This window comes from Bradyrhizobium sp. USDA 4454 (assembly GCF_054822705.1).
The window spans coordinates 4,775,862-4,801,852 of sequence record NZ_JBTRCN010000001.1 but is presented as its reverse complement, the minus strand read 5'-3'; the positions used below and the strand labels follow the sequence as shown (position 1 = coordinate 4,801,852).

Sequence of the window (25,991 nt, the reverse complement as noted above, 5' to 3'; positions counted from 1 at the left end):
GATATGAGCGAACAGCAGATCAAGATCACCCTGGCGCAACTCAATCCGACGGTCGGTGACGTCACCGGCAACGTCGCGAAAGCGCGTGCCGCGCGCGAGAAAGCCAAGGCCGACGGCGCCGACCTTGTGGTGCTGTCGGAGCTGTTCGTCGCCGGCTATCCGCCGGAGGATCTGGTGCTCAAGCCGGCGCTCCAGTCGGCCTGCCGCGCTGCGGTCGAGGAACTGGCGCGCGAGACCGCCGATGGCGGCCCGGCCATGCTGATCGGCACGCCCTGGGTCGAGGACGGCAAGCTCTACAATGCCTGCGCGCTGCTCGATGACGGGCGCATCGCGGCGCTGCGCTTCAAGGCCAATCTGCCGAATTACGGCGTGTTCGACGAGAAGCGGCTGTTCGCGCGCGGCCCGGCGCCGGGCCCGGTGACGGTGCGCGGCGTGCGCATCGGCGTGCCGATCTGCGAGGACATCTGGCTCGAGGAATCCGAGGAGTATGAGAACGTCGTCGAATGTCTCGCCGAGACCGGCGCCGAGATCCTGGTGGTGCCGAACGGCTCGCCCTATGCCCGCGACAAGGCCGATCTCCGGCTGTCGATCGTGGTTGCGCGCGTCACCGAGAGCGGGCTGCCGCTGGTCTATCTCAACGAGGTCGGCGGCCAGGACGAGCTGATCTTCGATGGCGCCTCGTTCGCGCTGAATGCCGATCTGTCGGTCGCGGCACAGCTTCCGGCGTTCGAGGAGAACATCACGACGCTGACCTGGCGCAAGACCGCGGATGGCTGGCGCTGCTCCGGGCCGATCACGCCGCAGCTCGAGGGCGACAAGGCCGATTACGCGGCCTGCGTGCTCGGCCTGCGCGACTACGTCCGCAAGAACGGTTTCCCGGGCGTGCTGCTCGGCGTCTCCGGCGGCATCGACTCGGCGCTGTGCGCGGCGATCGCGGTCGATGCGCTCGGCGCCGACAAGGTGCGCGGCGTGATGCTGCCGTTCCGCTACACCGCGCAGGTCTCGCTCGACGATGCCGCCAAGCTCGCCGCCGCGCTCGGCATCCGCTACGAGATCCTGCCGATCGCCGATGCCGTCAACGGGTTCGAGACGATCCTGGCGCCGGTGTTCAAGGGGCTGGAGCGCGACATCACCGAGGAGAATTTGCAGGCCCGTGCCCGCGGCACGCTGCTGATGGCGATCTCCAACAAGACCGGCGCCATGGTGGTGACGACAGGCAACAAGTCGGAAATGTCGGTCGGCTACGCCACGCTGTACGGCGACATGAACGGCGGCTTCAATCCGATCAAGGACATCTACAAGACCGAGGTGTTCCGCCTGTCGAGCCTGCGCAATGCCTGGAAGCCGGACGGCGCGCTCGGGCCGTCGGGCGAGGTGATCCCGGTCAACATCATCATCCGGCCGCCGACCGCGGAGCTGCGCGAGAACCAGACCGACCAGGATTCGCTGCCGCCCTACGACGTGCTGGATGCGATCCTCGAGCGCCTCGTTGAGCGCGAGGAGCCGCTTGCGACCATCATCGAGGCCGGCTTTGAGCCTGATGTCGTGACCCGCATCGATCGCCTGCTCAACATCGCCGAGTACAAGCGGCGGCAGGCGGCGCCGGGCGTGAAGGTGACGCGGAAGAATTTCGGCCGCGACCGCCGCTATCCCATCACCAACCGCTTCCGCGATTTCGGCAAGGCGCTGCCGGCGCCCGACGACAAGCTGGTGGCGCGCACCTCGCGCGCGTCGGCGGAAGCTTTTGAAGGCTAAATCCTACTGCTTCTTCTGCTGGATGAAGGTCGGGCCGACCGTGCGGATCTGGCCGTCGCTCGCGGGCGCGGCCGGGGCCGGCGCCGTGGCGTCAGCGGCAGCCGGCTGCTGAGCGGCGGCCGGCGAGCCCTTCTTGCCGGCGGCGGCCTTGGTCTGGGCGCGCTGCTGCATCTTCCGCGCGCTCTCCTCGGTGACGATGATGTCGCCCTGCTGCGCGGCGGACGCCTGGTCGTCGACCGCCTTCAGCGCCTCCGCCCAGCTCTGGCCGGCCGCTCGGCAGGAGCACGACGGGTTGAACTCGGTGCGGTACTTGAAGGCGTTCGGCAGCGACGAGTAGGACTGGCCGTTGATCGAGACCGCCTGATTGATGTCCTCGCCGGGATTGCGATAGGCGAACAGGCTGGCCTCCGCGGCCGGGCACTGCGCCTTGCAGATCTGCTCGTCGGCGGCGAAGCGCGCCTGGCTGGTCGCAAACGAGATCGGGAAATAGGCGCCGTCGCAGGTGCGGACGCAGACGGTGCGGAAGGTGCCGGACTGCGCGCCATATTGCGGGTCGGGCGGGGGCAGTTGACTGCTCGGATTGCCGCCGCCACCGCCGCCGCCGAACAGGTTCTCGAGGAAATTGCCCGGGCCACGCGATGCGGCCGCGGCGTATTGCGGGCCGCAATTGTTCTGCGCCAGCGCGGTCAGCACCGAGCGGCGCTGGTTCTCGCGGTCGGCGCCGCCGAGCCCGCCGGAGCGCAGCCGCTCCAGATTGGCGGTCATCTGGTCGAGATTGGCGCGCATCTGCTGGATCTGGTTGTTGACCGGACCGCACTGCGCCGAATTGTTGTTGAACAGGGACAGGAAGCCGGAGCTGTCGCAGCCCATGCGGCGGGCCTGCGCCGTGACCCGATCGAGCTCGCCCTGCTGCCGGGTGGCCGCGTCCTGATAGCGGCGGATCTGCTCGTCCCGTGCCGGATCGCCGCTGCCGCCGCCACGATCGATCGCCGCCAGCTGGCCCTCGAGCCGGCTGCACATCGGGTTGGCCTGCGGCGCGCCTTGCGGAGCCGGGCCGGGCGGGCCCGGGGGCACCTGGGCCAGCGCATCCATGGCGGGCAGGGCGATGCCGGCCAGCATGGCGCAAGTCAGAAACCAGCGGGAGAAGCGAGAACGCGAGTTATTGGGCATATCCGGCCATTAAAACGACGCCGCGCGGCGATCAACGCCAAAGCGCGCGGCCAAGGTCCCCTTGCAAAGGTCGCCTGCATTAGCCGTTTCTCGGGGCAGCGTCACGTCGTTTCCGGGGCGCCGGTGTGGCAATAACCCCGTTTATCCAGCGGCTTGGCTTAGCGCTGGCAGGTGATGGCGACGTATTCGCCGCACGCATTGCCGCTGCATTTCTCGTTTGCGGCGTGCGGAACCGCGCCCGTGATCTCGTCGGGATCGATGCGGCGGTAATTGGTGGCCAGCGCAAAATCGCGTGAGCGGCAATAGGCGCGAGCGGCGGAGGCACCGCAGCGGTCGCCGCGGGCCAGGCACTGATCGATGCCGTAGCCGTCGGCCTGGTTGGCGACGATGAAGACGCGGCTGTCGGCCAGCGCGGCCGAGGCGGCAAGGAAGGACGGGACGACGAAGAGCGTGCAGGCAATCAATGCTGAAATCGGCCGCATGGTGCACCAGTGAAATGGCGGGGAATCCGCTGCCCCCTCCGGTACGCCCAAATGCTTAATAATGATTAACCATGAGGACGGTGGCGCGATTATGCTGCGCGGCGGGCTGCAAAACGCCCGAAACCAGCCCCTTGACGCGATAAAGGGGCCGTGAGACAGGAGGAACCATGAACGGCCACCTCGCCATCTGCAGCATTTGCCGCGAGATTATGAGCTAGCGATTCGCTGGCTGAGGCCGTCTTTTCTCAATCGCCTGAGAATCACTGGACGCCCGGCCGCAAGGGACGGTGATCCATGGATTTGCGCCTCTACGATACGTTGACCCGGGAGAAGCGGCCGTTTGTGCCGCTCGATGCCAACAACGTCCGCATATATGCCTGCGGACCGACGGTCTACGACTTCGCCCATATCGGCAACGGCCGCGCCGCCATTGTCTTCGACGTGCTGTTCCGCGTGCTGCGCCATCGCTATGGCGCCGATCACGTGACCTATGTCCGCAACATCACCGACGTCGACGACAAGATCAACGAGCGCGCCGCGCGCGACTTTCCAGGCGTGCCGCTGAACGAGGCGATCCGCAAGGTCACCGAGCTGACCTATCAGCAGTACCAGGACGACGTCACCGCGCTGGGCTGCTTGGCCCCGACCGTGCAGCCGCGCGCCACCGAGCACATCCCGGAAATGCGCATAATCATCGAGAGGCTGATCGCCGGCGGCTTTGCCTATGTCGCCGAGGATCACGTGCTGTTCTCGCCGCAGGCGATGAACGCGGCCAACTCCGTGCTGCCGCGCTATGGCGCATTGTCGAAGCGCTCGCTCGACGAGATGATCGCCGGCGCCCGCGTCGATGTCGCGCCCTATAAGCGCGACAACACCGACTTCGTGCTATGGAAACCGTCGAAGCCGGGCGAGCCGTCCTGGCCGTCGCCGGCCGGCATTGCGGTCGAGGGTCGGCCCGGCTGGCACATCGAGTGCTCGGCGATGGCCTGGAAGCATCTCGGCGAGAAGTTCGACATCCATGGCGGCGGCATCGACCTGGTGTTCCCGCACCATGAGAACGAGCTCGCGCAGACCTGCTGCGCGTTCCATTCCGACCGCATGGCCAATGTCTGGATGCACAACGGCTTCCTGCAGATCGAAAGCGAGAAGATGTCGAAGTCGCTCGGCAACTTCTTCACGATCCGCGATCTCCTGGCGGATTGGCCCGGCGAGGTGCTGCGGCTTGCGATGCTCAAGACGCACTATCGCTCACCGCTCGACTGGACGCTGAAGAGCGCCGAAGAGAGCGCGAAGACGCTCGACGATTGGTACGCGGTCGCGGCCGATGCCGAGCCCGGCGCGCCGTCGCAGGCCATGGTCGAGGCGCTTTACGACGACCTCAACACGGCGCAGGCGATGGCGGTTCTGCACGGCCTGCGCAGTGCTGCTGCAAGCAACGAAAAGAGCCGCAAGGAATTTGCCGGCTCGCTGCGGCTGCTCGGTTTCCTGTCGGAGAGCGCGGCTGCGTGGGAGGCACGCAAGCAGCAGGCGAGCGGCGTCGATGCCGCCGCCGTCGAGGCGCTGATCGCCGAGCGCGCCGCGGCGCGGGCGCGCAAGGACTTCAAGGAGTCCGACCGGATCCGCGATCAGCTCGCCGCGATGGGCGTGGTGATCAAGGACTCCAAGGCAGGCACCACCTGGGAGGTCGCGCGATGAGCCGTTCTGCACCCGCATTGCGCCCGTATCTGCCCGACGATGCGCCGTTGCTGGCGGCGATCTTCGCGGCCTCGATCATGGATCTGACCGGTGACGACTACAGCGAGGCGCAGCAGGAAGCCTGGGCGGCGGCGGCCGATGACGAGGCAGCGTTCGGCCAGAAGCTCGCCGGGCAACTGACGCTGATCGCGACCTTGCAGGGCGCGCCGGTCGGCTTCGCCTCGCTGAAGGGCGCCGACCACATCGACATGCTCTACGTGCATCCGAGCGCAGTCGGGCAGGGCGCAGGCAGCGCGCTGTGCGACGCGCTGGAGAAGATCGCGAGCGCCCGCGGCACCAAGACCCTGAAGGTCGATGCCAGCGACACCGCGCTCGAATTCTTCCGCAAGCGCGGCTACGCCGCGCAGCAGCGCAATTCGATCACCATCGGCGACGAATGGCTCGCCAACACCACGATGCAGAAGCAGCTCGACGGTGTCGCTACGCCGGGAGGCCACGCGTGAGCCGCGAGCGCCTCTATCTGTTCGACACCACGCTGCGCGACGGCGCGCAGACCAATGGCGTCGACTTTACCTTGCAGGACAAGCAGGTGATCGCGGGCATGCTCGACGCGCTCGGCATCGACTATGTCGAGGGCGGCTATCCCGGCGCCAATCCGATCGACACCGAGTTCTTCAGCAGGAAGCCCGCGTTCGACCATGCGCGCTTCACCGCGTTCGGCATGACGCGGCGGCCGGGCCGTTCGGCCTCGAACGATCCGGGGCTCGCCGGCATCCTCGAGGCCAAGGCCGACGCAATCTGCTTCGTCGCCAAGTCGTCGGCGTACCAGGTCCGGGTCGCGCTCGAGACCACCAACGAGGAGAACCTCGCTTCGATCCGCGACAGCGTCGCCGCCGCCAAGGCGCTCGGCCGCGAGGTGATGGTCGACTGCGAGCATTTCTTCGACGGCTACAAGGAGAACCGCGACTACGCGCTCGCCTGCGCCGGCGCGGCCTATGAGGCCGGTGCGCGCTGGGTGGTGCTGTGCGACACCAATGGCGGCACCATGCCGCATGAGATCGAGACCATCGTCGCCGATGTCATCAAGCACGTGCCCGGCGCCCATCTCGGCATCCACGCCCATAACGACACCGAGCAGGCGGTGGCCAATTCGCTCGCCGCGGTGCGCGCCGGCGTGCGGCAGATCCAGGGCACGCTGAACGGTCTCGGCGAGCGCTGCGGCAACGCCAATCTCTGCTCGCTGATCCCGACCCTGAAGCTGAAGCAGGAGTTTGCCGACAGATTCGAGATCGGCGTCACCACCGAGAAGCTGGCGACGCTGATGAAAGTGTCGCGCACGCTCGACGACATGCTGAACCGCGCGCCGAACCGCCATGCGGCCTATGTCGGCGAGAGCGCCTTCGTCACCAAGACCGGTATCCATGCCTCTGCCGTGATGAAGGATCCGCAGACCTATGAGCACGTGCTGCCGGAACTGGTCGGCAACCACCGCAAGGTGCTGGTCTCCGATCAGGCCGGCCGCTCCAATGTGATGGCCGAGCTCGACCGCGCCGGCATCGCCTATGACAAGAGCGACCCGCGGCTGACGCGCCTGGTCGAGGAATTGAAGGAGCGCGAGGCGGCGGGCTTCGCCTATGAATCCGCCAACGCCTCGTTCGATCTGCTGGCGCGCCGCACCCTCGGCAAGGTGCCGGAATATTTCAAGGTCGAGCAGTTCGACGTCAATGTCGAGCAGCGCTACAACGCCAACGGCCAGCGCGTCACCGTGGCGCTCGCGGTGGTGAAGGTCGATGTCGACGGCGAGCATCTGATCTCGGCCGCCGAAGGCAACGGCCCGGTCAACGCGCTCGACGTCGCGCTGCGCAAGGACCTCGGCAAGTACCAGAAATACATCGACGGGTTGAAGCTGATCGACTACCGCGTGCGTATCCTCAATGGCGGCACCGAGGCGGTCACCCGCGTGCTGATCGAAAGCGAGGATGAGACCGGCGAGAGCTGGACCACGGTCGGCGTGTCGCCCAACATCATCGATGCCTCGTTCCAGGCGCTGATGGATTCGGTATTCTACAAGCTGGTGAAGTCGGGCGCGCAGGCGTGAGTGATTGAGCCGTCATTCCGGGGCGATGCGAAGCAGCGAACCCTCAGGTGCGCAATTGCGCACCGAGAATCTCGAGATTCCGGGTCTGGTCCTTCGGACCATCGCGGAATGACAGCGGGGAGGACAGACATGATCGACCACGTCTCCGTCGGCGTCCGCGATCTCGAACGCGCCGCGCGGTTCTATGAGCCGACGCTGGCCGCGCTTGGCCTGAGCCGCCTGGTCACGCGGCCGGCGACGATCGGCTTCGGCAAGGCCTATCCCGAATTCTGGATCAATCTGCGCGCCGCGATGGCGTCCGTCCCGCATGAGAGCGGCACCCACATCTGCCTGCGCGCCAGGACCACCGCCGAGGTCGACGCCTTCCACGCCGCCGCGCTGGCTTCGGGCGGCCTGTCCGATGGTCCCCCGGGCCTGCGCCCGCACGATCGTGTGCGCTACTATGCGGCCTTCGTCCTCGACCCCGACGGCAACCGCATCGAGACCGTGACGTTCCCGAGCGAGTGATGTTGGGCGAGGACGTATCTTAGACCGTCATCCTGAGGCGCGAGCGGAGCGAGCCTCGAAGGATGAATCGGCCACCGGCCGGGCCGTGCATCCTTCGAGACGCGCGTGCCGCGCTCCTCAGGATGACGGGAATAAGGCTGGTGCAAGCCGGCGAGGTCGCTGGAGCATTCTCCTCTACAGCCGCCGCGCCACTTCGGGCGCGAGTTCCTTCGCGGCCTCCGGCTTGCCGGCGACGGCCGAACGCAGCCGCGGCAAAATCTCATCGACGCGGTCGGCCATCAGCACGTTGATCGGCAGCGTCGCCCGAATGAACTCGGTCGTGCGCATGTGGCTCAACAACGAGAGCAGGGGCTCCCAGAAATTGTCGATGTTGGCGAGCAGGATCGGCTTGGAGTGACGCCCAAGCTGCTGCCAGGTCAATTGCTCGACCAGTTCCTCCAGCGTGCCGATGCCGCCGGGCAGCGCGACGAATGCATCCGAGCGCTCGAACATCAGCCGCTTGCGCTCATGCATGTCGGGTGTGACGATCATCTCCTGAATCGAAGTCAGCGCATTCTCGCGCGCGCGCAGGAATTCGGGAATGATGCCGGTCACCGAGCCGCCGTGATCGAGCGTGGATTTGGCGACCGCGCCCATCAGGCCGACCGAGCCGCCACCATACACCAGGCGCACGTTGTTCTCGGCGAGGCTCTTGCCGAGCGCGACGGCAGCGTCAACAAAGCGGGGATTGTTACCGGCGCCGGAGCCGCAATAAACACAGACAGTCTTGATTTGGTTCATACGATCCTTGTCGCACTGCAGCGTAAACAGGGTCAATAGTTGGATATAGGGATTGAGGGCCAAAAATCTCGTAAATTCCGGCGAATCGGGAACAATTTTCGTCATAAGCCTGTACGCCGCGTTCAAACGATCTATATGACGGGCACAATGGCAAATCGTGGAAATGATGTGGCAGCGGACCGCCGCGCCATGACGGCGAGAGCGGGCTCCTGATGGTGCCGCCGCAACCGACAATGACCGCTGCCGATCGGCGCACGGCCACGACACCGGCCGCCGAGAAGGCCACGCTGCTCGGCACTCTCATTCATCTCTGGCCCTATATCTGGCCGGGCGATCGCGCCGATCTGAAGATGCGCGTGATCTGGTCGGTGGTGCTGCTGCTGTTCGCCAAGCTGGCGACGCTGTCGGTGCCGTTCACCTTCAAATGGGCGATCGACGCGCTGAACGGCACGGGCTCGGCGCCGGTCGCGGCCTCGGACTGGATGGTCTGGCTGATCGCCTCGCCGGTGCTGATGACGGTCAGCTACGGCGCGGTGCGCATCATCATGGCGGTGCTGACGCAGTGGCGCGACGGCATCTTCGCCCGCGTCGCGATGCATGCGGTGCGGCGGCTCGCCTACATCACCTTCGTGCACATGCACGAGCTGTCGCTGCGCTTCCATCTCGAGCGCAAGACCGGCGGCCTGACCCGCGTGCTGGAGCGCGGCCGCTCCGGGATCGAGACCATCGTGCGGATGGTGATCCTGCAGTTGATCCCGACCATCGTCGAGGTGACGCTGCTGGCGGGCGTGCTGCTGTGGCAGTTCGACTGGCGCTACGTGCTCGCGGTGCTGATCACCGTCGTCGTGTTCATGTACTACACCTACATCGCGACCGAGTGGCGAATCGAGATCCGCCGCAAGATGAACGATTCCGACACCGAGGCGAACACCAAGGCGATCGACTCGCTGCTCAACTACGAGACCGTGAAATATTTCGGCGCCGAGGAGCGCGAGGCGCGGCGCTATGACCGCTCGATGGAGCGCTACGAGCAGGCCAGCGTGAAGACCTATACCTCGCTTGCGGTGCTCAACACCGGGCAGGCGATCATTTTCACCGCCGGCCTGACCGCGACCATGCTGATGTGCGCGTTCGGCATCCGCAACGGCACCCACACCGTCGGCGATTTCGTGCTGATCAATTCGATGATGATCCAGCTGTACCAGCCGCTGAACTTCATGGGCATGGTCTATCGCGAGATCAAGCAGGCGATCATCGACATCGAGAAGATGTTCGACGTGCTGGCGCGTGATCCCGAGGTGAAGGACATGCCGGGCGCCAAGCCGCTCGCGGTGTCCGCAGGCAGCGTGCGCTTCGAGGATGTCCGCTTCGGCTACGAGCCTGATCGGACGATCCTGAAAGGGCTGAGCTTCGAGGTGCCGGCCGGCAAGACGGTCGCGATCGTCGGTCCGTCCGGCGCCGGCAAGTCGACGATCTCGCGGCTGTTATTCCGCCTCTACGACGTCTCGAGCGGCCGCATCCTGATCGACGGCCAGGACATCAAGACCGTGACCCAGGCCTCGCTGCGGCAGGCGATCGGCATGGTGCCGCAGGACACCGTGCTGTTCAACGACACCATCCGCTACAACATCCGCTACGGCCGCTGGGATGCCGGCGACGACGAGGTCGAGGAGGCTGCGCGGCTGGCGCAGATTGACGGTTTCATACGGATGTCGCCGCAGGGCTACGACACCCAGGTCGGCGAGCGCGGCCTGAAACTTTCCGGCGGCGAGAAGCAGCGCGTCGCGATCGCGCGCACGGTCTTGAAGGCGCCACCGATCCTGGTGCTGGACGAGGCGACCTCGGCGCTCGACAGCCACACCGAGCACGAGATCCAGGGCGCGCTGGAGCGCGTGTCGCGCAACCGCACGTCGCTGGTGATCGCGCACCGGCTGTCGACCATCGTCGGCGCCGACGAGATCATCGTGCTGGACCAGGGCCGGATCGCCGAGCGCGGCACCCACGCGCGGCTGTTGGCCGCCGACGGGCTCTACGCCAGCATGTGGAACCGGCAGCGAGAGGCCGAGGAGGCTCGCGAACGGCTCGCCCAGGTCGGCGACGACGGCACGGCACCGAATCGCCTGCCGCCGGCCGTCACCGAATCGTCGGAGGATTCCACCACCGACGCAGGTGAGAAGCCCTTGCCGACCGCCGCGGAATAGTCGATTTAGGGCCTCTCCCGCCAAACGGGGCGGGGAAACGCAAGCGAGTCCTGATGTCGATCGCCAATTCCGTCCGCGCGCAGATCCCGCCGATCCACCCGGAGGGCTATCCCTTCATCGGCGGCTTCGCGCTGGCGAGCCTGATCCTGTTCTGGATCTGGACCCCGCTGGGCTGGATAGGGACGCTGCTCACGATCTGGTGCGCGCTGTTCTTCCGCGATCCCGTCCGGGTGACGCCGCTGCGCGACGGCATCGTGGTGTCGCCGGCCGATGGCCGCGTCTCCATGGTGGTGCAGGCGCTGCCGCCGGCCGAGCTCGGCCTCGGCGACAAGCCGCTGCCGCGGGTCTCGGTGTTCATGAGCGTGTTCAACTGCCACGTGAACCGCAGCCCGGTGGCCGGCCGCATCGACCGCATCGCCTACCGGCCCGGCGCCTTCATCAATGCCGAGCTCGACAAGGCGAGCGAGGACAATGAGCGCAATTCGCTGGTCATATCGAGCTCCAACGGGCAGATCGGCGTGGTCCAGATCGCGGGCCTGGTGGCGCGCCGCATCGTCTGCTTCGTCAAGGAAGGCCAGTCGATCGGCGCCGGCGAGCGTTTTGGCCTGATCCGCTTCGGCTCGCGGCTCGACGTCTACCTGCCGGAGGGCACCAAGGCGCTGGTCTCCGAAGGCCAGACCGCGGTTGCCGGCGAGACCATCCTGGCGGATTTCCGCGGCGCCGATCCGGGCCGCACCTATCGCGCCGATTAACGCTGTTTTAGCCGGTCGATCAGCCGGTTCCGGCTCCGATGGCGAAGCGGGGCGGCGCTTGCTATATTGCTGGCCATGATGCCATCAGACCCCAACTCCATCGAGTTGCGCCGCCGCCGGTTCCGCCCGATCCCGGTGCGGATGCTCGTGCCGAACATGATCACGCTGCTGGCGATCTGCGCCGGCCTCACCGCGATCCGGCTGTCGACTGAAGGGCGGATGGAGCTTGCGGTCGCCGCCATCGTGTTCGCGGCGATCCTCGACGGCATCGACGGCCGCGTCGCCCGCATGATCAAGGGCCAGTCGAAATTCGGCGCCGAGCTCGACAGCCTCGCCGACTTCGTCAATTTCGGCGTCGCGCCCGGCCTGATCCTGTATTTCTGGCAGCTGCATGAACTGAACAACGGCGGCTGGATCGCCGCGATGGTGTTTGCGATCTCCGGCGGCCTGCGGCTGGCGCGCTTCAATGCCTCGATCGACGATCCGAACAAGCCGGCCTTCGCCGCCAATTATTTCACCGGCGTGCCGGCGCCGGCCGGCGCGATCACCGTGCTGCTGCCGATCTATCTCGCCTTCCTCGGCGTGCCGATGCCGCCGGCGACCTTGACCGCGTTCTACACGCTCTTGATCGCCTTCCTGATGGTGTCGCGGCTGCCGGTATTTTCAGGCAAGACCGTGAAGATGCGCGTGCCGCCCGAGATGGTGCTGCCGGTGTTCGTGGCGGTGGTGTTCTTCGTCGCGCTGCTGATCGGTTACCCCTGGCACATCCTCTCGGCCGGCTCGCTGGCCTATTTGATCAGCCTGCCCTGGGGCTGGAAGTCCTACCGCGACCAGGAGCGCCAGCTTGCCGCGCAGACGCAGGGTGCGAGCGCGCCTGCGGCGCAAGCTGCTGCTCCTTACACGGCGCCGGTCACAGAGAGTGACCACGACGATCGTCCGACGCATCTGCATTGAGCGCACAGCCTGATCCGTCATCCTGAGGAGCGCGCAGCGCGTCTCGAAGGATGCACGGCCCGGCTGGCGGCCGTCGACCCTTCGAGACGCGCGCAAAGGCGCGCTCCTCAGAGGGTGTGATTTTTTTGGGCGTTTCAGCGAGCATTATAGCCGAAAGCAGGCGCGGTGTGATCCTCTGGCGATGATGGATTCGCGGGAGGTGATGTTGGCTGCCGATGAGTTGTTTGGAGACCTGCCGGAGCAGGCGAAGCCACAAGCCGAAGCGGGCTTGCCCGGCGCTCCGCGGCTGCGTGAGCCACAGCGCGACCAGATTGCGCTGCGAGCGGTTGATATTGAGAGCCTGATCGGGGAAGACCATCCAGTGCGACTGATCTGGTCCTATGTCGAAGAGCTTGATCTGAGTGAGTTGGAGAACCGGATCAAGGCTCGCGGCGATCGTCCCGGTCACCCCGCGACATCGCCCCGGCTTTTGCTGGCGCTGTGGCTCTATGCCACCAGCGAGGGCGTTGGCAGCGCGCGGGCGTTGGAGCGGCTGTGCGAGAGCCACGATGCCTATCGCTGGCTGTGCGGCGGGGTGTCGGTGAACTATCACCTGCTGGCGGACTTCCGGGTCGGCAATGCCGATCTGCTTGACCGACTGCTCAGGGAGCATCTGGCAGCGTTGGCAAAGGCCGGTCTCGTCGATCTGGAGACCTTGGCGCAGGATGGCGTGCGGGTCCGAGCCAGCGCCGGGGCGGCCTCGTTCCGGCGCGAGGCGACACTGGACAAGCATTTGGCGCAGGCTGAGGCCGTGGTGGAAGACCTCAAGCGCGAGGTCGACACCCGCTCGGACGCCAGCAATCAGCGTGCCCGGGCAGCCAAGGAGCGCGCCGCGCGGGAACGCAGCGCGCGGGTGAAGGCGCCGCAGACGGCGCTCGCCGAGATCAAGCAGCAGCGCAAGGAGCGCGAAGACAAGCGCGGTAACGGCAAGAAGCCGAAGGAGCCGCGCGCGTCCACGACGGACGCCGATGCACGGATCATGAAGATGGCGCACGGCGGCTTCCGCCCGGCCTACAACGTGCAGGTGACGAGTGCGGCCGGTCAGCCAATCGTCGTCGACGTCGAGGTCCGCAACACCGGGTCCGATCGCGGGCTGATGCGCCCGATGCTGGAGCGGCAGCGTGCGCGGCCCGGAGGGTTGCCCAAAAACCATCTCGTCGATGGCGGCTTTGGCAGCGCCGAGGACATTGAATGGGCGCATGCCGAGGGCATCGATATCTTTTGTCCGCCCACGCAATCCAAGCATGGCACCGACCCATACCGGCCTCGGCGCGGCGACGGCCCAGGGGTGTTGGCCTGGCGCGCGCGAATGGAGAGCGAAGCGGGCAAGGCCCGGTACAAGCCCCGTTCGATTTGCGAATGCATCCATGCCCGCTGGCGCAACTGGAACCTGCGGCAATTGACCGTGCGCGGCATCGAGAAGGTCCGTGCCGTCGTGTTCTGGTACGCCCTCGTCAACAACATCCTGCAAGGCAACCGCCTCTCCAGGGCCTAAACGAGAGGTCATCGCCGAACTCGAACTCAAACCTGCCAATTGCTGCGACGAACAGCCGCCAAAAACTCCGCAGGAGCCGAATCCATCACAAGCTCTCAGGGTGACGGTGATGGAGTTGTGGCGACAAAGCACTTCCCAAATATCAGCCATGAGCGTGGTTCGGTTGGGTTCGCCGCTGATCTCGGCTATAGGCTGAGACGGCCAGCTAGAGCATGATCCGGAAAAGTGGAGACCGGTTTTCCGAAAAGATCATGCTCAAAACGAAGAGATGAGATCATGATGCGTTTCCGTGGAAACGCATCATGATCTGAACGCCAAAAAACAGGAGAGAAACGCCGTGACGACATCCGCTTCCGCCCCGCTGCCTGCTTCCGTCCTCGAGGCGTTGGGGCGCTATGACACGCCGACGATCTGCAACGCGATGGAGATCGTGGCACCTGAGCGCCGTCTGATCGGCTACACCGTAAAGCCGCTGGTCTGCCCGTTCCCGACGCTGCCGCCGATCGTCGGCTATGCGCGCACGGTTGCGATCCGCTCGGTGCTGAAATCCGGCCTCTCGGCCGAGGAGCAGTCGAAGCGCCGCATCGAATACTACGAATATGTCGGCACCGGCTTCGGTCCGCGCATCTCCGTGATCCAGGACATCGACGGGCCCGACGTCGGCTACGGCGCATTCTGGGGCGAGGTGCAGAGCGCCGTGCACAAGGCGCTCGGCTGCCTCGGCGTCATCACCGACGGCTCGATCCGCGACATCCCGCAATGGGCGCCGGGCTTCCAGGCGCTGGCCGGCTCGATCGGCCCGTCGCACGCCTGGGTCCATGCCGAAAGCTTCGGCGGCGAGGTCCGCGTCGCCGGCATGACGGTGCGCTCCGACGACCTGATCCACGCCGACAGCCACGGCGCGATCGTGATCCCCTACGAGGTCGCGGCCAAGCTGCCGGAGGCCGCCGAGCTCTGCGGCCGCCGCGAGACTCCGATCCTCGACATCGCGCGCAGCAAGGACTTTTCGCTCGAGAAGCTGAAGGACGCGCTGAAGCGCTCGGCGGAAATCCACTAGGCGCTGAGTCTCCACCGCGGTCTCCCGATCACCTCTCCCAAGGGAGAGGTGAACGTCCGCCACTGCCCACTTGCGATCAGGTAGGCGCGACCTTGACGATCTCGTTCGCACCGCGAATGGTCATGTCGATCGCGACATAGAGGATCACCGCGAGGCCGACATAGGCGATCCAGCGATGGTTCTGCAACAGCCGCGCGATGAAGCTGGCGGCGGCGCCCATCATCGCGATCGAGAGCGCCAGCCCGAACACCAGCACGATCGGCTGCTCGCGCGCCGCGCCCGCGACCGCCAGCACATTATCGAGCGACATCGAGACGTCGGCAACGATGATCTGGGTGGTGGCCTGCCACAACGTCTTGCGCGGCACCGCTGCGCCGTCGGCGGCATGCCCGGCCGTGGTCTCGTGCCCGCTGGCGCGCAGCTCGCGCCACATCTTCCAGCACACCCAGAGCAGCAGGATGCCGCCGGCCAGCAGCAGGCCGACGATCTGCATCAATTGCGTGGTGACGAGCGCGAACAGGATGCGCAGCAAGGTCGCGGCGCCGATGCCGATCAGGATCGCCTTGCCGCGTTGCTGCGCCGGCAGGCCGGCCGCGGCGAGGCCGATCACGACGGCGTTGTCGCCGGCCAGCACGAGGTCGATGACGACGACTTGCAGCAGTGCGCTGAGGGCGTCGAGTGAGAACAGTTCGGACATAAGTCGTATTCCCCTTGAGGTCGGGGAGTGGACCGTCTCGACGAAATCGGCTGTCGCCATCACACCGACGGCATATCCGCCGCGACGTTGTCACATCGCGGGTCGAGGCAGGGGCCACTCCAACTGAGTTCCAGTCCGACATCGCAGCTTGTGGCTGCCAGAGGGGCCCGGCCTGGGATTACGGTCGTGTCACCGGACGCATTGCTGCTTCTTCCTCGAAGAACAGCGCCGCCTGATCCGGCTCGCCGAGGATCGCCGCGGCGCATCCCATGAAGGTGAATGCACCGGCAAAATCCCACAGCGTGAGGTTCGCCACGCTCGAACGCACGTGGATCACGCGCGCCGCAAGTGCGGCGATGGCTGCCTCTGCGAACAACAGCAGGCTGAGCGCGGGCAGCACGAGTGCGAACTCAACCAGATGCACCGTCAGGACAATCGGCAGCGCAGTCAGCGCTGCGAAGAGCAGGAGCATGCCGAATGGTTCCAGCGAGGGAGCCTTCCGCGAGAGCCTGTCCGGAATGGTCGAGGACATTCCAAATCCCTGCCGATGCAGATCCTTCGATCGGAGTCTTGTCGTTCATCCCGAGATTATCAGAATGCACTTGCCTTGGCGCGCGGCGCTGCGCCGCGCGACCGCAGGCCGCGCGACATTGTGCACCTCGCGGCCATCAAGGAAGGGCGTTGGCGGGCCATTTCGGCGCCGTTCTGGCCGGATGGTGCTGCGGCATGCCATGGCAAAGTCCGCAGCGGGGATTTATCTTTGCTGGCAGCGCTGGGCGAACGATCGAAAGGCTATTTCGATGAACATGGCAGGCAAGACGGTGCTGATCACCGGTTCCACCGACGGCGTCGGCCGCTACGTGGCGACGAAGCTGGCATCTCGCGGCGCCCGGGTCCTGATCCACGGCCGCGACACCAAGCGGGCGCAGACGCTCGCTGACGAGATCAAGCGGGTCAGTGGCCGCGAGCCGATGTTCTACCAGGCCGACCTGTCCTCGCTCGCCGAGGTCCGCGAGTTCGCCCAGCTGGTGCTCGACGACCAGGAGCGCCTCGATGTGTTCGTCAGCAATGCCGGCATCGGCTCGCAAAACGAGGGGCCGGCGCGGCAGACCAGCAAGGACGGCCACGAGCTGCGCTTCGCGGTCAACTATCTCGCCGGCTTCCTGCTCGCGCATCTCTTGCTGCCGCGGATCAGGGAGAGTGCTCCGGCGCGCATCGTCAATGTCGCCTCGCTCGGCCAGCATCCGATCGATTTCGACGACGTGATGATCACGAAGAACTACAGCGGCGCCCGCGCCTATGCGCAGAGCAAGCTGTCGCAGATCATGTTCACGATCGATCTTGCCGCGGAGCTCGAAGGCTCCGGCGTCACCGTCAACTCGCTGCACCCGGCGACCTACATGAACACCACGATGGTGCGGGCCTCTGGTGCCACGCCGATCTCGACCGTCGAGCAGGGCGGCGACGCCATCCTGCGTCTGGTCCAGGACGATGACGTCGCCGGCAAAAGCGGGTTATTCTTCGACGGCAAGCGCGAGGCCCGCGCCCATGCCCAGGCCTATGATGCCGACGCGCGCAAGCGGCTCAAGGCGTTGAGTTTGAAGCTTACGGGGTTGCGGGCGACCTGACGCGGCGCGACGCCGGGACGTCCTGGGCGCGGATCACCTCGAACAGCGCTTGCACGCGTCGCAACGCCTGCGCGATCATCGCGCCGGCTTGTCGGCACGCTGTTGGCAAGGATTCATCCCGCGTCGCGTGCACACCTGCAGGGCGACATTGTCATTGTCCTATCAAAATTGATGTGTGGCGATGCGCCCCACCTCATAAGTGGTACTGCTTCTTTACCATTTACGTTGAATTTCCTCGCTCCTTAACTGGAAAAGTTCCATTCGGAGGCTTGGCCTCAAATTCATTGGACGGCGTTTATTTGCTTCTCCACTTGGGTTGCAGCGGTTTGCAGCAGATCGAGGGAGCATGGCATGCAACGACATTTGATCATCCTTTTGCAGACACTTCTCTCCGCGATTGATCGTTCGGGCGGGGTCGAGGGGGCGTACGCGAAGTAGCAGGCAAGCTCTCGCTACGCCCAGTTGCATTGACTGCCAGAAACTGACGTCTCCTCCGGCGACGGATGCCGCCGGCGAGTGCACGCACGCGTTTTGTTGACCTGAAACCAGGGGCTATCGCGCGCCCGGGCCGTTGCCGCTTGGGCCGGAGCAGGAGCAAGGCGAACCCGCCTTTCCGAGGGAGGAAATCATGGCAGTGCTGACCATCAACGGCAATCTCATCATCGACGAAGCCGCTAGCTTGCAGACCAGCGGCACCGACAACGACACCGGCGTGCTGGCGGGGCCCGACAACGAAGTTGCCTGGTCTTACCTGCTTGCGAACATGAGCGCAGCCCTCAAGACCAGTCTGGGCATTACGGCTGGCTCCACCGGCGAAGAGTCGGGTGACACGAGCGTGGTGTTTCCGCAGGCTGCGGCGCGGACGATCGGTAGTGCCGGCACCGATTTTATCCAGCTCGGCACGACCACCGTCACCGACCTGCAGTTCTCGAACTCCTCGGGAGGAGCGATCGCCAACGGCACGGCGACCCAGATTTTCGCCACCGGCGATGGCGCACAGATTTTCCTCTACACCGATTCCAACAGCCACATCCTGCTTGGGCGCGAGGGCACAACGTCGGACGGCGGCCTAACCTGGCAAGCCAGTTCCACAGGCACCGTCGCCTTCGCGATCGTGCTGGACGAGAGCATCACCTCCGGCAACGTGACGGGCGGCACCGTCTGGACCATCCAGTACGAGGCGTTGAAGCACACCAACACCAGCGGGATCGACGACGCCGATACGCTTGACCTTTCCGGCCTCGTCGATGTGAAGGCCTTTTTCACCACGACGACGACCGTCAACTTCGGCGATTTCAGCCACGTGCCGTCCGGATCTGATGACTGGTCGGCGATCGAACAGACCGCGACCGCCGGGACGGACACCAGCGATCCCGACATGCTCATCACCGGCCTGGCGCCGGGCTCGAAGGTGACCGTCAGCACACAGGGCCTCGGCAATAATTCGCAGGCGCTCAATCCCGGAGAGGCGGTGCGCGTAGATGTCGTCAATCACGTGAACTACCCCGACTTCCCCCTGACAAATCCAGACGTGCATGATCTGACCAAGCTCAGCTACACGTCGCACGTGGCCTCGGTGACGGAGGCGAGCTTTTCAGTGACCCAAGTGAATCCCGGGAACGCGAACACCACCGTCAAGGTGCACATATATGCCTTCAACGAAACAGGTAATCTCCAGGGCGGCAATCTTGTCTCGACCGCCAGCATCGGCAGCGGCGGCTTGACCGGCAACGACCAGACGCTGGTCCCGATCCTCGGCAACACGATCAAGGTGTATTCCGACCTCGCGAAGACCCAGTTGGTCACGACGGGTATCACCATCACCGCTGCGGGCGACGGATCGTACTTCATCGATGGTCTGAAGAAGAACTACACCGTCGACTTCCAGGTCGCTGAATCCAGCCACATGGATCGCTTCGTGGTCGGCAACGCCCAACCGACCAGCGGAAGCGGATCCAATGTCAGCTTCGACGCCGGCAATTTCACATTCAGCGTCTCGAACACGACGAGCGACAGCGCGCATACGGGCATCGGCGGCAACCTGCTGTTCGAGGACGACGGGCCAAGCATCCTGGCGAACGGCACCGCCACCGCACTGCAGCTCGACGAGAGCTATGTTGCGGCCGGCTCCACCCCCAATGCAGCGAACACCACCACGTCCGGCAGCTTCAGCGGCCTGTTCACACCCCATTACGGCGCTGACGGGGCTGGAGCCGTTGGCGGCTACACGCTCGGCGTCAAGTCCGCCGGCGTCGATTCCGGACTGGTCGATTCCGTGACGGGACAGGCTGTTCTGCTCAGTATTGCGAGCGCCAACGACGCCAGCCACAACATCGTCATCGGAGATGTTATCGGCAAGACGAGCTCAGGCGGTGATCTCGTTTTCGGTGTTCACGTCGATTCGGCAGGAACCGTCACGTTCTCGGAATTTCGGGCCGTCAAGGAGGCGACCGCCGACACCACCAGCACTGGTGGAGCGGTCGGCGACAGTTCCGAAGCGAGCGCCACCATGACCGGGGACCTGATCACGCTCTCGGCCACTGCCACCGACAAAGACGGTGACACGAGCGCCGCCGCGGCGGCCAACATCGGAGACAAGTTCCTGCTCCTCGACGACGGTCCGAGCCTCAGCGGGGTGGAGAGCCTCTCCGGGCAGGACGCCCAGCATCCGGCGGTCGCGTTCTCCGCCGGCTCCTTGGGATCGGACTCGTTTACTTCACCCGATGGCGCAGACGGAGCCAAGGTCACGATCGATGCCGGCGCTGCCATCACCGGGCTCACACAGTCGTACAACGCCGATCATACAGTCCTGACCTACAAGGATTCCGGCGGCAACGGTGTCTACCAACTGAGCGTAACCGACACGGGCTACACCTTCACAGTGCTGCAGACGATCGCCAACCCACCGGAGACGCTCAACTTCAGCGCCATCAAGTCGGGGAGCCCGGTCGAGACGCTCAATGTCAGCACAAGCGGCGGCCACCACATCGTCTTCAACGGACTCCTGTTCCCCGCCGCCGATACAGGTGCCCTCGGAATTCAAACGCAGGCCCAGTTGCTGGCCGCGGATCTCGGCAACTCGAACCCGGCCGACGACCTCAACCCCGACAATATCGGGTTCGGAGTGAAGAACGGGCAGGCGTCGCAGATCAACATGAACGAGGGCTTCTTCTTCAATGAAGGGAGCGGCCTCAACCTCAAGAATCTGGCCTTCGACGTGGCGGGAATCGGCAACGTCGCCAGCATCAAGGCGGAGTATTGGCTGTTCAACTCCGCGGGCGATTTGATCGACTACGAGAACCCAACCATCAGCGGTCTCAAGCAAGGCAACGTCCACGTCACCGTTGCGGACTTGGGCAATAGTATTGTCCCCGGCACCAATCACGATGCCGCCGGAGAAACATTCTCGACCGGATACATCCGGTTCTACTTCACCCCGGTCGACACCAACGCGGGTGTCCGCATCATCAACTTCACCACCCAGGTGGCCGCCCCGGTGAACGATCAGGACATCCAGTTCCGGATCGTCAACACCGACGCCGATGGCGATACGGCCAAGGCCACCTTCAACGTGCTCGTGGACAACCCGGATTCGACGACCGTGAGCCACTGGCCGTTGGCCTAGTTCCGTCGCGCGCGGAGACGCATCCGACATGGATGCGTCTCCGCGCCGCCGAGCCAAGGCCTCTCGAGTTCGGAATCCGCCAGGAAAGCCTCTAGGAATCGATGCGCGTGTTGGACATTCTCTCGGAGTGCTGGAATCAGGTCGCAGCCGGCGTACAAGCCTGGTTCGGCCCGGCTCTCGACGGGCCGCGCGATTTCATGCTTCGCGCGGCGCTGCCTATCGTGGCGGCAATCATCCTGCTCCGCTTGGCACTACGGCGACGGGCGCTAGCGCGCCTTGCCCCGGCCGGCGATCCCAACGCCTCATCGCCCGCACACGATCTTCCGTCGCTGCTCCGGGCGTGCCGCGACGTGCTGATCGGCATCGGCCTGATCACGGCCATGCTGAACGTGCTATATCTCACCAGTTCGTTCTTCATGCTGGAAGTCTATGACCGCGTGGTGCCGAGCCACAGCGTGCCGACGCTCGTCGGCCTCGTCGTCCTGGTCTGCGGCCTCTACCTCTTCCATGCATTCCTTGACATCTTGCGCGGGCGCATCCTGATCCGCATCGGCGACTGGCTCGATCGCGCATTCTCCGAGCGCGCTTATGACATTGTCGCCCGCTGGCCGCTGCGGGCGCGCATCAGCGGCGACGGGCTGCAGCCGATGCGCGACCTCGATCAGGTCCGCAGTTATCTCTCGGGGCTCGGCCCGACCGCGCTGTTCGACCTGCCGTGGATCCCGTTCTATCTGACAATCTGTTACCTCTTCCACCCGCTGCTTGGGCTCACCGCGTTGATCGGCGCGCTGCTCCTTGTTTTGCTGACGCTGGTCACCGACCGGCTGACGCGCGCGCACACCAGGGACATCACCGGGCGGGTGGCGCAGCGCAATGCCCTGGCCGAGGCCAGCCGCCGCAATGCCGAGGTATTGCAGGCCATGGGCATGCGCGGGCGGCTCTCCGCGCGCTGGGCGGCGGCGAACGAGGGTTACATGGCCAGCCAGAGGCGCGCCGCCGACATCGCCGGAGGCTTCGGCTCCGCCTCCAAGGTGCTGCGCATGGCCTTGCAATCGGCGGTGCTCGGCGTCGGTGGCTATCTGGTCATTCGACAGGAGGCGAGCGGCGGGATCATCATTGCCGGCGCCATCCTCACGTCGCGCGCGCTCGCCCCCGTCGAGCTCGCCATCGCGCACTGGAAAAGCCTGGTCGCTGCCCGGCAAAGCTGGAAACGTCTGCAGCAATACTGGGCGCAGCTCCCGGACGAGTCGGAGAAGACTCCGCTGCCCCCGCCGTGCAAAAGCCTCGCCGTCGAGACCGTCTCCGTGGCGCCACCAGGCGATCAGCGCGCGGTGGTGCTCGAGGTTTCCTTCACACTACAGCCCGGACAAGGGCTCGGTATCGTCGGCCCGAGTGCGGCGGGCAAGTCATCGCTGGTGCGCGCCTTGGTCGGCGTCTGGACGCCGGTGGGTGGCAAGGTGCGCCTCGACGGTGCCGCCCTCGAACAGTGGAATTCGGAAGCACTCGGCCGGCATATCGGCTATCTGCCACAGGATGTCGAGCTGTTCGCCGGCACGGTGGCCCAGAACATCGCCCGATTTGATCCCGAACCCGACGTGCCGGCGGTCATCGCAGCCGCGACAGCGGCCGGTGTGCATGAGACAATCCTGCAACTGCCTGATGGCTACGACACGCAGATCGGCGAAGCCGGAGCGGCGCTCTCGGCCGGGCAGCGCCAGCGCATCGCGCTCGCCCGCGCACTTTACCACGATCCTTTCCTGGTGGTTCTCGATGAGCCCAATTCGAACCTGGACATGGAGGGCGATCAGGCCCTGACGCGAGCCATCATGGGCGTGCGCGCACGCGGCGGCATTGTCATCGTCGTCGCGCACCGGACCAGTGCGCTCGCCGGCGTCGACTGGCTAATGGTGATGTCGCAGGGGCGTGTGCAGACGCTCGGGCCGAAGGACGCGCTGCTGGCCCAGATGATGCAGCCGCGGCCGGCTCCGGTACCGCTCAAGGTCGTGAGTGAGGGAGCGAGCCCATGAACGAGCTCGTGAATCGCGAGCCGGCCGACGTCGTGCCGCTCTCGATCCGCCGCCACCTCGGCGCGGGGCTCGCGGGCGTCATCCTTCTCGGCGGCGCCGTCGGCGGCTGGGCTGCCACGACGGAACTCGCGGGAGCCGTCATCGGCACAGGCACGCTGGTGGTCGAGAGCTACAGCAAGAAGGTGCAGCACCCGACCGGCGGGGTGGTAGGCGCACTCAATGTCCGAGAGGGCTCCAGGGTGAAGGCCGGAGACGTGCTGCTGCGCCTCGACGAGACGGTGACGCGGGCCAACCTTCTGGTCATTCTCAAGAGCCTCGACGAGCTGGCGGCGCGTCAGGCCAGGCTCGAGGCGGAGCGTGACGACCAAAGCCGCGTCGACTTCCCGTCCGACCTTGTCGCGCGTATCTCCGACACGGACGTGGCGCGCGTGGTCGTCGGCGAGTACAGGCTGTTCGAGCTACGCCGCATCGCCCGAGCAGGCAAGAAGGCCCAGCTCAACGAGCGCGTCGGCCAATTGCGCGAGCAGATCCGCGGCCTGGAAGAGCAGATCGCCGCGAAAGACGGCGAGACGACGTTCGTCGACCAGGAGCTCGCCGGCGTGCGCGATCTGTGGCGCAAGAAGCTGGTCCAGATCACGCGCGTGACCACACTCGAGCGCGATGCCGTGCGCCTGCACGGCGAACGCGGCGCTCTGGTCGCCTCCATCGCCGAAGCGAGGGGCCGGATTACCGAGACCGCGCTGCAAATCATTCAGATCGATCAGGATCTCCGCACCGAGGTGGGAAAGGAGCTTGCCGAGATTCGCGCGAAGACCTCGGAACTGGTGGAGAAGCGGGTGGCTGCCGAGGATCAGCTCAAGCGCATCGATATCCGCGCGCCGCAGGACGGCACTGTGCAGCAGCTCGCGCTGCACACGATCGGCGGCGTCGTCACCGCCGGCGAGCCGATCATGCTGATCGTCCCCGCCAACGACTTGCTCGTCGTCGAGGTGCGCATCGCCCCGCAAGAGATCGATCGCGTGTCCGTCGGCCAGCCGGTGCTGCTGCGTTTCACCGCCTTTAACCAGCGGACAACGCCGCAGCTCAACGGTGAAGTGAACCACGTGTCCGCTGATGTCACGACCGACCAGAAAAGCGGAGCGAGCTTCTATGTCATCCGTATTGCGGTGACGGAGGCGGAGATGGCCCGCCTCGGCAATGTGAAACTGATCGCGGGCATGCCGGTCGAAGCCTATATTCAGACCGGGCAGCGCACGGTGATGTCTTACCTTTTCAAGCCGTTCTCCGATCAGTTGATGCGCGCCTGGCGCGAGCGCTAAAGCGCGATGAGATTTGGTTGAATCGTCATCGCGCTTTAGCTCTGTGTTTGAGCATGATCTCCGCGCAAACGTTCCGCGTTTGTCGCGAGGGAAAACCGCTTCGCAGTTTTCCGGATCATGCCTTAACTCTGCCAGGGAGTGTTGCGGATGCGGGCGCAGGCATTCGGCTTGCGAAACGTCGGATCGCGATCTTCGATGTAGTCGAAATTGACGGTTCCGAAGGTGGTCTGGGGCTTCTTCAAGGCCGAGCAAGTCTGGATCTCGAGAAACTCGTTCTTGAAATCACCGCGCGGAAATGCGGTGATCACCTGCTGGCGCTGCTCCGCCGTATAGTCGTCATATCCAATGCCCACGACATCGACCAAAACCCCCGCGTTGGTGAGCGCGATTTCCGGCCGCATGAACTGTGGAATCCCGGGAGTGGTATGCAGCGCAATGGCTTCCCACACCAGATCACTGTTTGCTTCTGCGATGCCGCGCGCCCGGAGAAATTCGCGCGCAGCATCGGCACCGTCGACCTCAAAGCGTTTGGTCTCGGTGTGGTAGGGATCGACAAGGCCTAGATCGTGAAACAGGGCCGCGACGTATAGCAGCTCGGAATCGAATTTCAGCTTCTGGCGGATTCCCTTCATCGCACCGAATACGTAGACCCGAACCGAATGGTTGAACAGCATCTCGTTTTCATATTGGCGAACCAGCTCGGCTGCCTCGCGGGCCAGCTTGCTATCGGGAATCTTGATGCCGGAAATCTCGGTCATTGGCAGGCTCCATCTTTCTCCGTGCGATCGATCTTCATCAAGCCGCCCGCGCGACCGCGGCCTGTGGCGTGTTGCGGAAGCTGATCGCCATGCGATTGTAGGCATTCATCAGGCTGATCGCGATGGTCAGGTCGACGAGCTCGCGTTCGTCGAAGACCGTGCGGGCAGCCTGGTAAGCCTGATCCGGCACGCCGGTATCGGCGACGCGGGTCACCGTTTCCGCCCATGCGAGCGCCGCGCGTTCGCGCTCGTCGAAGAGGTCGCCGGCTTCTGCCCACGCTTGCAGCAGTGCCAGCTTTTCGATCTTCACCCCGCTCTTGAGCAGGTCGCGCGTGTGCATGTCGAGGCAATAGGCGCAATTGTTGATCTGCGATATGCGCAGGTAGACGAGGGTGACCAGCGTGGCGGGCAGGTTGCTTTGCAGGACGTAGCCGTAGACGCCGCCGAGGGCTTTGACGCCGGCCGGCGCGATGCGGTTGTAATCGAGACGCATGCTCATGATGGGCTCCTTATTGGTTGTTCTGTTTGACGGGAGTGGTCAGCTCCCTGTCGTCGGTATCGACGACGAACACTGCGAGCAGCTTTGCCGGCGTGGTCGTGCTGGCGTTGCGGCTGACGGGATGGCGCGAACCCGGCGTCTCGTAGAAGCTTTCGCCGGCGTGGTAGACCCGCGTCGGTCCGTCATTGACCTGCGATTCAATTTCACCTGACAGCACGTAGCCGAGGATGAAGGCCGATTTGGCGTGGACATGCGGCGGCGACGCCGCGCCCGGCGCATAATCCACGACGACGGCGATCAGCGACTTGCCAGGAATATTGGTGATCGGCTGCTGGAAGGTCGGCGTGACCGTCTGACCCATGTCATGGGCTGCGGCAGGCGTTCCCCAGGCGATGGCGAGGGCGGCGCAGGCGGCGAGGAGGGATGGTCGTTGCATGGTCGGTGCTCTCCTTT

The 25,991-nt window shown here is 65.1% G+C and carries 22 protein-coding genes; 14 read left to right on the top strand and 8 right to left on the bottom strand.

The features are described 5' to 3' along the window. The first annotated feature begins 3 nt into the window (after positions 1-3). Positions 4-1,755: an NAD+ synthase gene (locus ACVIW0_RS22595; RefSeq protein WP_461354335.1), complete on the top strand. Its 1,752-nt coding sequence runs from the start codon at positions 4-6 to the stop codon at positions 1,753-1,755. A 3-nt stretch (positions 1,756-1,758) separates the two neighbouring features. On the opposite strand, the gene ACVIW0_RS22590 is transcribed toward ACVIW0_RS22595, so the two are convergent. Both ACVIW0_RS22590 and ACVIW0_RS22585 read right to left on the bottom strand, forming a co-directional pair. Beyond that, positions 1,759-2,874 (bottom strand): DUF2865 domain-containing protein, encoded by a 1,116-nt coding sequence (locus tag ACVIW0_RS22590; protein ID WP_461354334.1) that lies wholly within the window; start codon positions 2,872-2,874, stop codon positions 1,759-1,761. A gap of 209 nt (positions 2,875-3,083) precedes the next feature. Beyond that, positions 3,084-3,407 carry a hypothetical protein gene (locus tag ACVIW0_RS22585; protein WP_461354333.1) on the bottom strand — a complete coding sequence of 108 codons (324 nt, stop codon included), beginning with the start codon at positions 3,405-3,407 and terminating at the stop codon, positions 3,084-3,086. A gap of 294 nt (positions 3,408-3,701) precedes the next feature. Between ACVIW0_RS22585 and cysS the strand changes: the two genes are divergently transcribed. From cysS to ACVIW0_RS22565, 4 genes are all read left to right on the top strand, one after another. Beyond that, positions 3,702-5,102 carry a cysteine--tRNA ligase gene (cysS, locus tag ACVIW0_RS22580; protein ID WP_461354332.1) on the top strand — a complete coding sequence of 467 codons (1,401 nt, stop codon included), beginning with the start codon at positions 3,702-3,704 and terminating at the stop codon, positions 5,100-5,102. After that, entirely contained in the window at positions 5,099-5,605 is a 507-nt protein-coding gene (locus tag ACVIW0_RS22575) for a GNAT family N-acetyltransferase (RefSeq protein ID WP_461354331.1), read from the top strand. The genes cysS and ACVIW0_RS22575 overlap by 4 nt, the downstream gene beginning before the upstream one ends. Beyond that, positions 5,602-7,200, top strand: coding sequence for a citramalate synthase (gene cimA, locus ACVIW0_RS22570; RefSeq protein WP_461354330.1), 1,599 nt, complete (start codon positions 5,602-5,604; stop codon positions 7,198-7,200). The genes ACVIW0_RS22575 and cimA overlap by 4 nt, the downstream gene beginning before the upstream one ends. Before the next feature lie 129 nt (positions 7,201-7,329). Beyond that, the gene (locus tag ACVIW0_RS22565; RefSeq protein ID WP_461354329.1) at positions 7,330-7,707 is read left to right on the top strand and encodes a VOC family protein; all 378 of its coding nucleotides are present in this window, start codon (positions 7,330-7,332) and stop codon (positions 7,705-7,707) included. Positions 7,708-7,881: 174 nt separating this feature from the next. Here ACVIW0_RS22565 and ACVIW0_RS22560 read toward each other — a convergent pair whose 3' ends face one another. Next, a complete protein-coding gene (locus ACVIW0_RS22560) occupies positions 7,882-8,487 on the bottom strand; it encodes an LOG family protein (protein ID WP_461357396.1) in 606 nt (201 codons plus the stop codon). 233 nt (positions 8,488-8,720) lie between these two features. Between ACVIW0_RS22560 and ACVIW0_RS22555 the strand changes: the two genes are divergently transcribed. The 5 genes from ACVIW0_RS22555 to ACVIW0_RS22535 all read left to right on the top strand — a co-directional run bounded on the left by ACVIW0_RS22555 (position 8,721) and on the right by ACVIW0_RS22535 (position 14,985). Continuing rightward, complete coding sequence (locus tag ACVIW0_RS22555) at positions 8,721-10,688, top strand: ABCB family ABC transporter ATP-binding protein/permease (protein ID WP_461354328.1); 1,968 nt, start codon at positions 8,721-8,723, stop codon at positions 10,686-10,688. 53 nt (positions 10,689-10,741) lie between these two features. Then, the gene (locus ACVIW0_RS22550; protein ID WP_461354327.1) at positions 10,742-11,440 is read left to right on the top strand and encodes a phosphatidylserine decarboxylase; all 699 of its coding nucleotides are present in this window, start codon (positions 10,742-10,744) and stop codon (positions 11,438-11,440) included. A gap of 78 nt (positions 11,441-11,518) precedes the next feature. After that, entirely contained in the window at positions 11,519-12,394 is an 876-nt protein-coding gene (gene pssA, locus ACVIW0_RS22545; RefSeq protein WP_461354326.1) for a CDP-diacylglycerol--serine O-phosphatidyltransferase, read from the top strand. Positions 12,395-12,596: 202 nt separating this feature from the next. Next, entirely contained in the window at positions 12,597-13,928 is a 1,332-nt protein-coding gene (locus tag ACVIW0_RS22540; protein WP_461357395.1) for an IS1182 family transposase, read from the top strand. Between the two features lie 337 nt (positions 13,929-14,265). Next, positions 14,266-14,985: an RraA family protein gene (locus ACVIW0_RS22535; protein ID WP_461354325.1), complete on the top strand. Its 720-nt coding sequence runs from the start codon at positions 14,266-14,268 to the stop codon at positions 14,983-14,985. A gap of 76 nt (positions 14,986-15,061) precedes the next feature. On the opposite strand, the gene ACVIW0_RS22530 is transcribed toward ACVIW0_RS22535, so the two are convergent. Beyond that, positions 15,062-15,682: a TerC family protein gene (locus ACVIW0_RS22530; protein ID WP_461354324.1), complete on the bottom strand. Its 621-nt coding sequence runs from the start codon at positions 15,680-15,682 to the stop codon at positions 15,062-15,064. 178 nt (positions 15,683-15,860) lie between these two features. Further along, positions 15,861-16,154, bottom strand: a complete 294-nt coding sequence (locus ACVIW0_RS22525; RefSeq protein ID WP_461354323.1) for a hypothetical protein — start codon at positions 16,152-16,154, stop codon at positions 15,861-15,863. A gap of 328 nt (positions 16,155-16,482) precedes the next feature. Between ACVIW0_RS22525 and ACVIW0_RS22520 the strand changes: the two genes are divergently transcribed. From ACVIW0_RS22520 to ACVIW0_RS22505, 4 genes are all read left to right on the top strand, one after another. Continuing rightward, positions 16,483-17,310 carry an SDR family NAD(P)-dependent oxidoreductase gene (locus ACVIW0_RS22520; protein WP_461354322.1) on the top strand — a complete coding sequence of 276 codons (828 nt, stop codon included), beginning with the start codon at positions 16,483-16,485 and terminating at the stop codon, positions 17,308-17,310. A gap of 628 nt (positions 17,311-17,938) precedes the next feature. Beyond that, positions 17,939-20,935: a DUF5801 repeats-in-toxin domain-containing protein gene (locus ACVIW0_RS22515; protein ID WP_461354321.1), complete on the top strand. Its 2,997-nt coding sequence runs from the start codon at positions 17,939-17,941 to the stop codon at positions 20,933-20,935. 110 nt (positions 20,936-21,045) lie between these two features. After that, positions 21,046-22,962 carry a type I secretion system permease/ATPase gene (locus ACVIW0_RS22510; RefSeq protein ID WP_461357394.1) on the top strand — a complete coding sequence of 639 codons (1,917 nt, stop codon included), beginning with the start codon at positions 21,046-21,048 and terminating at the stop codon, positions 22,960-22,962. Further along, positions 22,959-24,281: an HlyD family type I secretion periplasmic adaptor subunit gene (locus tag ACVIW0_RS22505; protein WP_461354320.1), complete on the top strand. Its 1,323-nt coding sequence runs from the start codon at positions 22,959-22,961 to the stop codon at positions 24,279-24,281. Before ACVIW0_RS22510 ends, ACVIW0_RS22505 begins: the two co-directional genes overlap by 4 nt. Before the next feature lie 122 nt (positions 24,282-24,403). Here the strand turns inward: ACVIW0_RS22505 and ACVIW0_RS22500 are convergent, their stop codons facing one another. Genes ACVIW0_RS22500 through ACVIW0_RS22490 form a run of 3 tightly spaced genes read right to left on the bottom strand, consistent with a single transcriptional unit; the run spans position 24,404 to position 25,974 of the window. Then, positions 24,404-25,039 carry an HD domain-containing protein gene (locus ACVIW0_RS22500; RefSeq protein ID WP_461354319.1) on the bottom strand — a complete coding sequence of 212 codons (636 nt, stop codon included), beginning with the start codon at positions 25,037-25,039 and terminating at the stop codon, positions 24,404-24,406. Positions 25,040-25,076: 37 nt separating this feature from the next. Further along, positions 25,077-25,538 (bottom strand): carboxymuconolactone decarboxylase family protein, encoded by a 462-nt coding sequence (locus tag ACVIW0_RS22495; protein ID WP_461354318.1) that lies wholly within the window; start codon positions 25,536-25,538, stop codon positions 25,077-25,079. A 10-nt stretch (positions 25,539-25,548) separates the two neighbouring features. After that, positions 25,549-25,974: a cupin domain-containing protein gene (locus ACVIW0_RS22490; protein ID WP_461354317.1), complete on the bottom strand. Its 426-nt coding sequence runs from the start codon at positions 25,972-25,974 to the stop codon at positions 25,549-25,551. Between the last annotated feature and the right edge of the window lie 17 nt (positions 25,975-25,991).

Coding starts and splice junctions, on each gene's coding strand:
- ACVIW0_RS22595 (WP_461354335.1), top strand. CDS start 4: ATGAGCGAACAGCAGATCAAGATCACCCTGGCGCAACTCAATCCGACG.
- ACVIW0_RS22590 (WP_461354334.1), bottom strand. CDS start 2,874: ATGCTGGCCGGCATCGCCCTGCCCGCCATGGATGCGCTGGCCCAGGTG.
- ACVIW0_RS22585 (WP_461354333.1), bottom strand. CDS start 3,407: ATGCGGCCGATTTCAGCATTGATTGCCTGCACGCTCTTCGTCGTCCCG.
- cysS (WP_461354332.1), top strand. CDS start 3,702: ATGGATTTGCGCCTCTACGATACGTTGACCCGGGAGAAGCGGCCGTTT.
- ACVIW0_RS22575 (WP_461354331.1), top strand. CDS start 5,099: ATGAGCCGTTCTGCACCCGCATTGCGCCCGTATCTGCCCGACGATGCG.
- ACVIW0_RS22565 (WP_461354329.1), top strand. CDS start 7,330: ATGATCGACCACGTCTCCGTCGGCGTCCGCGATCTCGAACGCGCCGCG.
- ACVIW0_RS22560 (WP_461357396.1), bottom strand. CDS start 8,487: ATGAACCAAATCAAGACTGTCTGTGTTTATTGCGGCTCCGGCGCCGGT.
- ACVIW0_RS22555 (WP_461354328.1), top strand. CDS start 8,721: ATGACCGCTGCCGATCGGCGCACGGCCACGACACCGGCCGCCGAGAAG.
- ACVIW0_RS22550 (WP_461354327.1), top strand. CDS start 10,742: ATGTCGATCGCCAATTCCGTCCGCGCGCAGATCCCGCCGATCCACCCG.
- pssA (WP_461354326.1), top strand. CDS start 11,519: ATGCCATCAGACCCCAACTCCATCGAGTTGCGCCGCCGCCGGTTCCGC.
- ACVIW0_RS22540 (WP_461357395.1), top strand. CDS start 12,597: ATGTTGGCTGCCGATGAGTTGTTTGGAGACCTGCCGGAGCAGGCGAAG.
- ACVIW0_RS22530 (WP_461354324.1), bottom strand. CDS start 15,682: ATGTCCGAACTGTTCTCACTCGACGCCCTCAGCGCACTGCTGCAAGTC.
- ACVIW0_RS22525 (WP_461354323.1), bottom strand. CDS start 16,154: ATGCTCCTGCTCTTCGCAGCGCTGACTGCGCTGCCGATTGTCCTGACG.
- ACVIW0_RS22520 (WP_461354322.1), top strand. CDS start 16,483: ATGAACATGGCAGGCAAGACGGTGCTGATCACCGGTTCCACCGACGGC.
- ACVIW0_RS22515 (WP_461354321.1), top strand. CDS start 17,939: ATGGCAGTGCTGACCATCAACGGCAATCTCATCATCGACGAAGCCGCT.
- ACVIW0_RS22505 (WP_461354320.1), top strand. CDS start 22,959: ATGAACGAGCTCGTGAATCGCGAGCCGGCCGACGTCGTGCCGCTCTCG.
- ACVIW0_RS22500 (WP_461354319.1), bottom strand. CDS start 25,039: ATGACCGAGATTTCCGGCATCAAGATTCCCGATAGCAAGCTGGCCCGC.
- ACVIW0_RS22495 (WP_461354318.1), bottom strand. CDS start 25,538: ATGAGCATGCGTCTCGATTACAACCGCATCGCGCCGGCCGGCGTCAAA.
- ACVIW0_RS22490 (WP_461354317.1), bottom strand. CDS start 25,974: ATGCAACGACCATCCCTCCTCGCCGCCTGCGCCGCCCTCGCCATCGCC.